13 protein-coding genes are annotated in these 12090 nt (G+C 38.1%); 12 read left to right on the forward strand and 1 reads right to left on the reverse strand.

The genetic code is table 11. The annotated features are described in order from the left end of the window. Nucleotides 1-23: 23 nt before the first annotated feature. A complete protein-coding gene (locus tag AB5026_RS14770; protein WP_368213673.1) occupies nucleotides 24-776 on the reverse strand; it encodes a hypothetical protein in 753 nt (250 codons plus the stop codon). 225 nt (nucleotides 777-1001) lie between these two features. Here AB5026_RS14770 and AB5026_RS14775 point away from each other — a divergent pair, with 225 nt between their 5' ends. From AB5026_RS14775 to AB5026_RS14830, 12 genes are all read left to right on the forward strand, one after another. Next, on the forward strand, nucleotides 1002-2852 hold the full coding sequence (locus tag AB5026_RS14775) for a hypothetical protein (protein WP_368213675.1): 1851 nt from the start codon (nucleotides 1002-1004) through the stop codon (nucleotides 2850-2852). Between the two features lie 116 nt (nucleotides 2853-2968). Then, nucleotides 2969-3328, forward strand: coding sequence for a hypothetical protein (locus AB5026_RS14780; protein ID WP_368213676.1), 360 nt, complete (start codon nucleotides 2969-2971; stop codon nucleotides 3326-3328). After that, a complete protein-coding gene (locus AB5026_RS14785) occupies nucleotides 3328-3756 on the forward strand; it encodes a hypothetical protein (protein ID WP_368213678.1) in 429 nt (142 codons plus the stop codon). Before AB5026_RS14780 ends, AB5026_RS14785 begins: the two co-directional genes overlap by 1 nt. 58 nt (nucleotides 3757-3814) lie before the next feature. Beyond that, a complete protein-coding gene (locus AB5026_RS14790; protein WP_368213680.1) occupies nucleotides 3815-4552 on the forward strand; it encodes a DUF3846 domain-containing protein in 738 nt (245 codons plus the stop codon). Between the two features lie 130 nt (nucleotides 4553-4682). Next, the gene (locus AB5026_RS14795) at nucleotides 4683-5318 is read left to right on the forward strand and encodes a hypothetical protein (protein WP_368213681.1); all 636 of its coding nucleotides are present in this window, start codon (nucleotides 4683-4685) and stop codon (nucleotides 5316-5318) included. A gap of 88 nt (nucleotides 5319-5406) precedes the next feature. After that, entirely contained in the window at nucleotides 5407-5793 is a 387-nt protein-coding gene (locus tag AB5026_RS14800; RefSeq protein WP_368213682.1) for a hypothetical protein, read from the forward strand. Nucleotides 5794-6158: 365 nt separating this feature from the next. Continuing rightward, nucleotides 6159-6374, forward strand: a complete 216-nt coding sequence (locus AB5026_RS14805; RefSeq protein ID WP_368213684.1) for a hypothetical protein — start codon at nucleotides 6159-6161, stop codon at nucleotides 6372-6374. Nucleotides 6375-6390: 16 nt separating this feature from the next. Further along, complete coding sequence (locus AB5026_RS14810) at nucleotides 6391-6939, forward strand: hypothetical protein (RefSeq protein WP_368213686.1); 549 nt, start codon at nucleotides 6391-6393, stop codon at nucleotides 6937-6939. 95 nt (nucleotides 6940-7034) lie between these two features. Next, nucleotides 7035-8327 carry a leucine-rich repeat domain-containing protein gene (locus tag AB5026_RS14815; protein WP_368213687.1) on the forward strand — a complete coding sequence of 431 codons (1293 nt, stop codon included), beginning with the start codon at nucleotides 7035-7037 and terminating at the stop codon, nucleotides 8325-8327. Between the two features lie 91 nt (nucleotides 8328-8418). Beyond that, nucleotides 8419-9705: a leucine-rich repeat domain-containing protein gene (locus AB5026_RS14820; protein ID WP_368213689.1), complete on the forward strand. Its 1287-nt coding sequence runs from the start codon at nucleotides 8419-8421 to the stop codon at nucleotides 9703-9705. A 94-nt stretch (nucleotides 9706-9799) separates the two neighbouring features. Then, nucleotides 9800-11014, forward strand: coding sequence for a leucine-rich repeat domain-containing protein (locus AB5026_RS14825; protein WP_368213691.1), 1215 nt, complete (start codon nucleotides 9800-9802; stop codon nucleotides 11012-11014). A 102-nt stretch (nucleotides 11015-11116) separates the two neighbouring features. Then, nucleotides 11117-11962 carry a leucine-rich repeat domain-containing protein gene (locus AB5026_RS14830; protein ID WP_368213692.1) on the forward strand — a complete coding sequence of 282 codons (846 nt, stop codon included), beginning with the start codon at nucleotides 11117-11119 and terminating at the stop codon, nucleotides 11960-11962. The last annotated feature ends 128 nt before the right edge of the window (nucleotides 11963-12090 follow it).

Genomic DNA, 12090 nt, shown 5'->3' on the forward strand with positions numbered 1-12090 from the left:
AGGAGAAGAAATGGAAGAAAAAGTCAACGAAAAAGTAATAATAATTTAACATAATCTAAATTTTCTTTGGACGTATCTTCACGTAATACAATTGCCGTATCCATTTTCTTAATTTTTGTAATAATGGGATTATTCTCAATCATATCTTCTTCAGATGTAATGGTTTTTGTCGTTATACACGAATAAGGAATCTCCTCAGCCATAGACCAAGCTGCATCAAATTCTGCAATCGCATCTTCGTATCCTAATTCACTGTCATCATAATTATAGTTTTCCATATGGCTTCCGTCCCAGGCATTACGTGACATGTTTGCTGTAGTATCAACAACTTTTGAATCACCATTATCAGATGTTAAAATATATAGTTTACGATGGTCAACAATAGTAGTTGAAACCTTAATAATTAATTTTCCACTTTGAAGCATATCTGATACACGCTTATATTTACAAGCCGCTTTTTGTATCTGAGTTGCATTTGCAAAAATGTATGGCATTTTTGAGTCTTTATCTACAATACATGTTGCGCCAAGAATAATTTCTACATATTCAAAGTATTTCAGCAATTTATTTATAAAATCCCAGTTATATGAAAATGTAATAACCTGCAATTTACTATAACCTGAAAATATTTCATCAATTGATTCAAATTCAGCGGCATCAACCATTATTTTATGTTTTATTTTGATGAGATTTACATTTTCTGCCTCGCCGTGTTTCCCTCCGTCTATCACATCAAACAATGATAATTGACCGATATTAGATTCTTCTTTTTTCATATATTTCCCTCCTTTTTTAGTATTTTTAAACGTCTATAATTAAGCATCTTATTTATAGACACATTGTATCACATATAAAAACATATTTCAACATGCATTTGGAAACCAGTTTTTCTTCTTTCCCAAAAATTCCGCATATTAGTAATATCTTAAAATAAATTGTAATTTACTAAATTTTTGGTATACTATTTACATATTACTAAAATATATTGGAGGTGAATAATAATGATAAAGTACACCTTAATGCACAAAAATGATAAATGTGGAACAATACTGTTTGACGAAAACATAGGAAGAATCACCGAATATCATGATGATAGAAACGGTCTGTCTCCATACCTGGGCAACTGTGACATAAAGAAAATTCAAAAATGGTGGGAGATGAGAGCTGTTCCTGCGTCAAGGGCAACGATGCAACAGGTGATAAATAACGCAAATTGCTTAAATACAGAGGTTTATCTGGCAAAAAATCTTGGATTAAGTATGACTGATACATACTGGATTAAACCAAGCGGCATTGATTTATCATTTGATAACGTTAAATTTGCGAATTTAGCTGCATATAGCCATGGAAAAATCCCATATCATAACGCAACGTCATATGACCCAAATGCGTCTCTTGGCGGCCAGATGGAAAAATATTGGGATTTAATGCATAAAACTCCAATATTGGTCAAAGAAAGCTATAAATATTACGGACAGCAATCAATTAATGAAGTTTTTGCTGCAATAATTCATGACAGACAACCTTCAGATGTTGATTTTGTTAAGTACACTGCTGAGATAACTGAAGATAGAGGTGTACAATGCAAGTGCCCGGCATTTACTTCGGAAAATATAGAATTGTTGTCGGCATATGAAATAGTAGAAAGTAGGAAAATTCAAAACAGTCAGGCGTTATATGACGAGTACATTAATATCTGTGTTGAGAACGGCATTGATTACGAGCAAATTCAAGAATTTATGGACTATCAGACAATGACCGATTTTTTGATAACAAATACAGACGAACATTTATTAAATTTTGGCGTCTTACGAGACCCAAATACTATGAATCTAATTGGACCGGCTCCAATATTCGACTCCGGAAACAGTATGTTCTATTCTGATGGAAGAAAAACACCATATACTCGAGCTGGAATTTTAGACATTCCAATTACGAGTTTTTACAAAAGAGAAGAAAAATTACTTGGAAAAGTAAAAAATAAAAATGTCGTAGATTTAAACAGCATACCTTCCGCAGACGAGGTTAAAGAACTGTATGCGAACGCAGGAATTCCAGAAGAAAAGGCTGATATAATCAGTAAAAATTACGACACTAAAGCCAAGATGTTATCAGAATTCCAAAGGGGAAAGATTATTTCGTTATATAAAGAAAAACAAGCTGAAAAAAATAGCAAATACGACACAATCGTAAAAGAGCCAGAAGTCAAAATGGAATCTCCAAAGTTTATTATGCTTTGCGGAATTCCGGGTTCAGGAAAATCTCAATTAGCCAAATCTCTTTATGCTGATTTGCAAAATAAAAAAATGGATGATGTGAACTTGTATCCGGTCTCAAAAGCGATAAAGAATATCGGCCTTATTTTTGACCCTTCTAAAATCACAAATGACATTGTAATAAATGCAGATTACAAGAGTAGTGCAGTATTGATTTCTCCGAATAAAATTCGCCAGGAGCTCAAAGACAATTATCCAGATAATTATAGTGAAAGCCTCGTTTTTGCAATAGTTGATGCAAGAGTTAAAACAGCTTTAAAAAGTGGTGCTTCTGTCGTGTATGAAGCAACCAATCTTGACAAGCCAATAAGAGAAAAATATTTGGGGATTGCGAATGAATATGGCGTAAAAGATACTTCACTTCATGTGACCTGGATAAATCCGAATGATTCAATCAGCAGTATCTCTCCGAACCTGTTGTCAGCTATGAATAATAGACTGGTAGATAGCAATCCATCAAAAGATGAAGGATGGAGCGATTTTGTTCAGCACGGTACGCCTGCCGAAAAAATACAAAATAATGATTATTTTGATATGTCTATAGACAATGATGAAATTGAATACGAAGACCATTAAGTTCACGGTAAAAGAGCATGACATTCAGTCATGCTCTTTTTTTTGCTTTTTTTCTTCCAATAAGAAATTCAGCATATTAAAAACGACAAAAACCAACAAAGACAGGAGGAAAAAAAATGAATAATAAAGTTTTAGACATCTACTCAGACGACCTTACCGACGCTGAGACTGAATCTCTTTTCAGCACTCCAAAAGAAAGCAGAAAAGGAGACCGAAGAAAAATCGACTACAAAAAAGCAAAAAGAAAAGCAAAAATTGACCTTGCGAGGTCATTTGATGGTCTGCCGATGTATGACAATCTGCACCAGTACAGTAAAAATAAAATCCATTGTTCTTGCCAGTTATGCCGTGGGAAAGATTGCTTTGGCAGACATGTTACTACCGAGCAGGAAGTAAAAAGCCATGATGAGATGCTGGCTGAACTGAAAGAATTGGACGAGAATTTGCTGACAGCGGAAAGAAAGGAGATTGCGTGATGGTAACCATTGAGAGCAAAAATCATTCTATTAACCTTGGAGGTGGAGGCTTCATATGCCTCCGCACTAAAGTCGCAGAACTGGCAGCGCCTGATATCTTTGAGCACTACAAAAAATCCATGGACGGAATGCGGCTGTATGATGATGATAAAAGAAAAGCGTTTTACAAATCATATAACGCAAAAATCGCAGAACTGGACAAAAAATACAAAGGCAAAATGTCTAACATCCTTGATTTTTTGTATGAGAGCGATTGTGACGGCATTATGGATGTTCCACACTGCCGGTCTATCTACAAAGTCATCAAAGACTACGACGACGATATTTTATACGGCTATGCCGGCAGAAAAGACTGCGCGAAATTTGCTGATTTTAAAGCTATCGTTAAAGACGGCATTGATTCCGGTGATGGTTTCACCTGGTTCTAAGGCTGCAAACAAAAAACAAAAAAAGTTTTTACGCCGGATGGCGGGAAAGGACAAAATTATGAGAATTTTAGCAATTGATAAATACGAAGAGCCTGTTGTTAAGGAAATTGAAAACAATCTGAAGGATATGCAGAGATATGTGCTTGGACATATTGAGACCATCACATTATCAGAAACTGCAATGCTGGTTTGTAATGATGTCGGAAAACTGGCTAACCTGACGCCGAATCGAATTCTGAAAATTGGTAACAGTCATGATGTAATCCGCGGTGATTTCTTTATCTGTGGATGGTCCGGAGATGAGTTCTGTGATATTTCTGATGAGGATGTTGAGAAATACACGAAAATGTTTTCAAAACCTGATGTTTTGTTTATGCATGTATGGAATGGGGTCAGCAGGGTTTGGAAGATTGTTAAGCCGGAAGATGAGAAAGAACATTTCTGCTTTTATGATTTACTGCAGACTGAGGCTGATTATGTGTTTTGCACGTTTGAATCAGCGATGAAAAGACATTCGCCGAAGCTTTCTGATTACGGCAAAGTTTATCGTGGAATTTTTGAATTCAGCGATACGTTTGAGGCAAAGAGAGTGTGCGAAAGGCTTTATATAGAGCATAATGGTGTAATTTTGGACAGAAAAGGCCGTTCAATGGACATTTCTGATATCATTGTGATGCATCTTCCGAATGGTGACAGATATTTTTATGTTGACATGTTAGGATTTGCAGAAGTTAAGTTTGACAAAAACGGAAAGATGACGATAACGAAAGATAACACAGCGGAAAACAAGAAGTAAGAACTAAAACTGATACATTTACAGACCGGAGAGGATTTTGCTCTCCGGATTTTTTTCGCAAAAAATTTCCTCCCCGATAAAAATTCAGCATATTAAATGTAACAAAACAAAAAAACGGGAGGTAAAAATTATGACACGGGGAAATTTTGTATTAATAACGAATACAGCAAATTGGATGTCAATACAGTTTAACGGTGATATGTACCCGTCATGCAACGGAAAATTCGTTTATCACATGCTGGAATCCGTTGAAACTTATGACGATTTAGCGGCAGCAATACTTAAATTTGATGGGGAATGCTTTGGATATGCAGACATGCGCTTCGGATGTGCAAGCATGCATAACATAGACATGGCACCGAAGAGCATTTCAGATAATATTGATTTTAGTAAAGATTATTTCGCAATCTATAACTCAGATTATCTTTACATCAAAAACGCATCCGATAAGGAATGCACCATTATCGCCAAAAACGAAATGGAGCAGACTATCAAGCCGGGAGAAATTCAAGTATGGAAGTTTGGATGCCTTGTCCAGCCTGACGCTAAAGACCTTGAACTTAACGACGACGAGAAAATTTTCGTTTATGGAGAACGACGGACAGAAGCGAGAGTAGACTCGCTTAACGACAGACTACAGGCGATTTTTGAGGAGTGCGATTCCTTCTTGGAGAACCTGCCCAAAAGCCTGACCGACGATGAAAAAGAAATTCTTCCGCCGGTCGTGATGCTGTGGTCAGCTCTAAAAAAAAATTCGAAAAAATAGATGTAAAAGCACCTAAAGATAACAAAAGAATTTAAAAAATTTCTGCATATTGGAAATGTACAAAAAACAAAAACAGGAGGTCAAAAATATGACTTTAAAAGAATTTGCTGAAAGACTGAACGGAACAGAGTACAATGGATATCCGATTTTCTCAAAAGAGGATATTGGAATCGCGAAAGAAAACGGATTTGTGATTGTGACGGGGGCTTCCGATGACCTGATGGAATTTGATGGCGCTATCTATAGCGAAGGCGACTGTTTCGATGGCGGAAAAGTCTATTTTTCCAAAAACGGAGTAGAAGAAGATAAGACCCAAAACGTTATTAATGCCTTATGGTGTGAGGCTGAGGATGAAAATGGCGTTGTGATTCCATGGGCTTATGAGACAAAAATCCCACATGAGACCTTTTATGTGATGGATGCCGGTGAGGTATATTGCAGGGGGATTGTGTTTGATGTGAATGATGTTAAGTAATTGACTTAAAAAAATTAGAGACCGCATTTCTGCGGCCTCTTTTTTTTCGTAAATCCTCCCACTTGTGCGTGGTAACCTCCGTTCTTCCTTTAAACATTAGCAATTTTTTCCCGTCTTTGTCTGCCAGAGCCGCCGCACATTTCGGATGCATGGTTGGCCGGTACTTTTTGGTAATGCCGAAAACCCGGTGGAATATCTCTCTTAACGATTGGCAGGACCGGGCGGTGTTCAGTTGGTGGATTTGTATACTGTAATTATATCATTTTTGTCGGCAAATGACAATTGATTTGTTTTTTGCGGTGTAAAAATTTCAGCATATTAAGAGCGTATAAAAAAAACGAGACAACAAGAAAGGAGACAAAAATATGTCGAAAGTAACTTACAACGTGATTTACCAGGTTTGCGGCCGGGTAACAGCTGATATTCCGGACGATATTACAACCCGTGAGGAGGCTGTCGCTTACCTGGAAAAGAACTGGAAGAATATGCCTTTCCCGAAAAATGCAGAGTATATCTGTGATTCGGAAGTACTTGATGCTGAAGGAGAAATTACAATAACACCGAATAATGGCGAAGAGTAAGAAAGGAGACGATAAGATGTCAGGATATTGGAGTGCAACAAGCGGAACGGTATTAGTTTTCTCAAAAGAAGAAGTAAAGGATTTTTTCACGAGGTATCTTTTGGAAACATACAGGAAGGATGGTGCAACCGATAGAGATGTTGACTTTATCGATTGTACGATTTCAGAATATGGAAGCGACTCTTTTTACTTCCTGCGTTCTGCATACAGACAGAGTCTGCTTGAAGATTTCCATTCCCTGGAGTCATGTGTAAACGAAAGGAATGCTGCCGAGCATAAGAAAGAGTTATTCAATTGCGTAGAATACTGCGAAGAAGAATACTCTGGCGGAGTGCTCTATCCGTTCAAAGAACCAGCCTGTGGTAAGTTTGTGGATGTGAAAGATGGTTCTTACATTATCTACACAGATAAGTCCACGCGCCCACAGGATTTGCTTGGAGATGAAGGATATAAATCCACTGAAGAAATCGTCAAGGAGTTCAAGGAAAAACTTGCGGCATACGTGCCGGATGATTTCGATTGGGAGTCTCATATCGGATTTTTCCAGTGCGCGACGTTCGCATAAGACTGTTTTTTAAGCCTCTTTTTTTGGAGGCTTTTTCTTTTGTCAAAAAATGGCATATTGTATATGAAAAAACAATAAAGAAAGGAAGAGATGATATGATTTTGAACATAACTGACGAAAACTGGGCTGAAGTGATTGAAGATACTTTGACAGTAGAAACGTTTACTGCGTTGAAAAAATATATTCACGCATTGGAATCTTCGCAAAGAGACTTTCCTGATTCTGTGACAAAATTGGTTGTTAATGAAGCAAAATGCAATATGAAGTCTCACGAAATAAAGCAGTTACTAGACAAACAGCCTCTGAGGAGATTAGAAACAATCAGTATAAGCAAGCCTGATAAATATTTCTGTACCGTTGACGGCCTGCTATATTCAGGAGACAAAGAACATCTGCTGTTCTGCCCACGAGGAAGAAAAGGTGTGCTCGTAATTCCAGATGAAACAAAAAACATTTCTGATATAGCATGCTTAGCCTGCAGCTTTTCAGTGCTGGTGTTGCCGGATGCAGTTGAATCAATCGGTGCGTTTGCATGCTATCGCAATACAAATCTGGAAAGAGTGGAAGGCGGAAAAGGAATAAGAAAAATCTACAATTGCGCATTTCTAAATTGTCAAAGGCTAAAACATTTTGAACTTGGAAACGCAATAGAGGAAGTTGGAGACAGCGCTTTCATGAACACCACATTGCCAGAAATAGACCTTCCAGACAGCATTTGGCGCGTAGGAAGAAATGCTTTTAACACTGCGGCCCTGCATAATGGCAAAAACGCTGATGTTGGTCCTGATGACATGTATAACATTAACATTCCAGCATCAATAGAGTATGTTGAACCAGGAGCGTTTTCAAATGCGGCTAATGTTCATACCTCATTTGTAAACCGAAAGCTGATAAATGCATGCCTCAGAAGCGGTAATCTTCAGCATTGCTATCCGTGCAATATGTGGAGGCTTAAAATTGATGGCAAGCCTGATATCATCATGCCGAAAGGCATAGACCGCTCAAAGCTTGATGCGGTATCAGATGAAATCAATAAATTCATGCTTTCAGAAGATACTATGCCTCCGGAAATATACAGATACAGTCAGAGCGCAACTGGCTTGACTGCCGCATTAGAGCAATGCAGAAAATACCCGAATACGAATCTTAAACGGTTTATTACAAGAAATATTTCAATAATATTCCAGAACATCATCTGTAATCCGTTAGTTAAAAACGGAGAAGAACTTATGGTCGGCCTTATCAATGATAAGGTATTTACGGATACTGCATTGAAACGCCTGCTTAAAGAAGTTGAGAAAGTTGAAGACACTCAAAATCTGACTGTACTGAAAACATATATCCTTAACTCCATAAGCAACTATCCACAAGATACATTTCGTATCTAAGAAGCAGGGCGTCAGCCCTGTTTCTTTTTCTTTCTGCTTCCGGCATATTAAATTTGCAACACAAGCAACACAAAAAGAAGGGAGCAAAAAAATGAACAAAAGTGTTGAAATATCTAAAGACGGCAGAACGCTGACCGTAAACACATTCAAAGACCTGAAACGTTTTTTCATAGTACGCTATAAACACTTTCAGATTACTGTTGACAAACCAATCAAGGAACTTATAATCAAAGACTCACAAACTGATTGGACTGTTAACTATGTGAAGGAACTACTTCGCAATGCTGCATTACAGACAGTTGAGAATTTTGAGATTATCTCTCCTGACAGCAGGTTCTGCACTATAGATGGCCTGTTATATTCAGGCAGTGGAGAGAATCTTTATCTTTGCCCGAAAGGTAAAGAAGGAACGCTTATTATTCCAGACGGTACAAAGACGATATCTATGGAAGCATGCCGAAACTGCAAATTTGATAAAGTTATTCTTTCTGATTCCATAAAAATCATTGATAAATATTCGTTTTCTCAGTCTTGGAATCTGAAAGAAATAGAAGGTGGAAAAAATGTGGAAGAAATCAGAGGTTATGCCTTTTTTGACTGCAGGGCTTTGAACCGTTTCGTTTTCCCTACAAAGCTAAAAGACATCGGAGGCGACGCATTCTGTAACACCTCTCTGAATGAAATCAAACTACCTGAAGGATTAAGGACAATCGGCCCCAGCGCGTTCGACACAGTTGGCACCTCAAAAGGCTTTGCATCCTGTGCTGGCCAGTCAGATATGTATGAAATACACATACCGCCAACAGTGCAGAATATAGGCGCTGCCGCTTTCCCAAATGCCTCATACATTTATATGCCAAAAAATGTTATGGAAAATATGTACTGGTCAGGTATTGCCAAGATTGGATTAAGAGGCGGCAATCTCTGTATCTGTCATTGCTGTAATATCTGGAAGCTTGAGATTGAAGGGCTGCCAGTAATCATCATGCCGAAGATGTTAACCGAAATATCGTCAGCGGCAAAAGCTATATGTCGTTTGGCTGAATCAAATGACAATAGAACACCCCCAGCAATGTATTCTTATAGTGAAGATGCAATCGCCCGGTCTGCGGCGATAGAACAGCGGAAGATGTATCCAGACACAAAGACAAAGGCGTATATTACCAGAAACGCAACTCTGTTCTTATCTGATGCATTATTGAATGAATCAGACTGGAATCAGGTAATAATTGGCTTTATCAAAGACGGAGTCTTTACTGATACGGCGCTGAGAAAAATACTGAAGAAGCTTGACGAAGAGAAATATAATGATGTGACAGTATTACGGTCATATATACTTGACGAGATAGACAAAAAATCCAGCACGTTCAAATTATAGGACAGCCTTTGGCTGTTCTTTTTTTTCTTACAAAAATACAGCATATTGTCTTTGTAAATACAAAAAGTATCTACAAAGAAAGGAGCTAAAAATAATGGACAACAAAACAATGGAACTTACGGTTAACACGTTTGACGATTTGCTCAATATGAATGCAGATATACACGATAGCATACGAAAGCTGACCGTTAAATATGCTGACTGTAAATCATCAATTAGGCATGTCTGCGACGTGTTAACAGCACTGCACAGATTAGAGTGGCTTGAGATTCAGAACCCTGATGGCAGGTTTTGTACAATTAACGGCATATTATATTCTAGAAACGGCAAATCACTTTACTTTTGTCCTCGTGAACGAGAAGGGTCCGTGAGAGTACAAGAAGGGACAGAGGTTATATGCAAAAATGCATTTAGTGCTACCAATATTTCAGAACTTATCATCCCTGATTCTGTGAAACGTATTCAGGAGTTTGCCTGTGGTGACAATCATGTGTTAGAAAAAGTAATTGGAGGAAAAGGGATTGTAAGTTTTGGCCAGTACGCTTTCTTCAATTGCGTGAAACTGACAGAACTTAGTCTTGGAAAGAACATTAAACTTATCGGAAATGCGGCGTTTACAAACACCGGATTGAAGAATGTTGATTTGCCTGAAGGCTTAAAGTCAGTCGGAGGCGGAGCATTCCATACGGTTCATATTACCGAAGATAGCTATATGGTGGGGGTAGAACCTGAAGGCATGTATGAAGTACATATTCCAAAATCTCTAAAAAAGATTGGATGCTGCGCTTTTGCAAATGCGTCAGTAGTATATGCTGAAAACGTCAATCGTAAATTGCTTATGGCGTGTGTGCAAAGTGGAAACATGCAAAGGTATCACGTGGCAAGGTTTTGGAGATTAAAAGTCAAAGACAAGCCAGAACTTATACTTCCAAAAAATATAGAATCCCCGGAACTGGCGGCACAGGAAATCAACGAATTCTTAAATACGGATGGAAGAAAAATTCCTCATCTGTATAAATATGGTCAGGGAAATACTACTTTGGCTGCTGCATTAGAGCACTGCAGGTTGTATACAGACGGACAGACCAAAGCATTTCTTACACGGCATGCATCGGAAATTGCTGGCATATATTCTGGTGAAGTAGAAGAGTTTGCAAAGTATATACATGCCGGAGTCTTCACCAATATTGCATTAAAGAAAATGTTTGCAGAACTGGAAGCAAACAAAAAGGAAAGAGATGACCTAACTGTACTTAAGGGATACCTGTTAGGTGCGATTAAACCTCAAGAATCAAACTTTTGTCTGTAAAAACAAAAAGCAGCCTGAGGCTGCTTTTTCTCTTCCGAAGAAATCCCGCATATTAACTACGAAATTTAAAAAGAAATTTTAAAAAAGAAAGGAAAAAATAATATGCAGTGTAATGCGATTAGAAATGGTGATGTACTGACGGTTGATGCATTCATGGACTTAAAAAAATATCTTGGCAGCATTGTGACAATGTCATCTTTGGATTCCAGCCATAGCGGAGGGGGAATCCATAAACTGGTTGTTAAAAACTCAAAATGCAGCCTGACAATTGATGAAATTAAGCGCTGCTTAAGAAATTCTGTTCTTGATGAACTAAAGGAGATTGAAATCATCACGGAAGATGAAAGATTTTGCGCTATTAATGGGCTGTTGTATTCCAAAAACAAACGCAGGCTTTATTTCTGCCCGCGTGGGATAGACGGTGTTCTTGAGATTCCTGACGGAACAGCCACAATCACTGAGGGCTCATGCGGAAACTGCAATTTTTCCAAAGTGATTATTCCTGATTCTGTTAAACGAATTGATGGATTTGCATTCCCACGCAGCTATACATTAGAGTATGTTGAAGGCTGCAAGAATATAAAAAAAATTGGTGACTATGCATTCGCATATTGTAACCAGCTGAAGAAATTTCCGTTCGGTGAGTTCGTTAAGAATATAGGTTCAGGCGCTTTCTGCGATACGATGCTAACAGAGATATATTTACCGGAAGGATTATCTCGCGTTGGAAGACAGGCGTTCAATACGACAGGTGTTGCGGACGGAATGCAGGCTTTAGTTGAGCCATCTGGAATGTATGACATCCATATTCCATCAACATTGAAATATATTGAGTCTTGTGCATTTGCAAATGTAGCGAATGTATATACGCCATTTGTGAATGCAGCACTGATTAAGGCATGTATGAGGAGCGGTAATCTCCAATATTGCCATGAATGTAATACCTAGAGATTAAAGATTAAAGGTAAGCCGGATGTGATAGTGCCAAAGTCTTGTTCTAGTGAACTACTCGGCAATTAAATTACCGAGCATCTGATGTGCGGAGCCTGGGCCCCGTAGATTCAGGGTGGGTCCAT

This window comes from Blautia sp. RTP21359st1_E11_RTP21359_211015 (genome assembly GCF_040910705.1).
Lineage (GTDB): Bacteria > Bacillota > Clostridia > Lachnospirales > Lachnospiraceae > Blautia_A > Blautia_A fusiformis.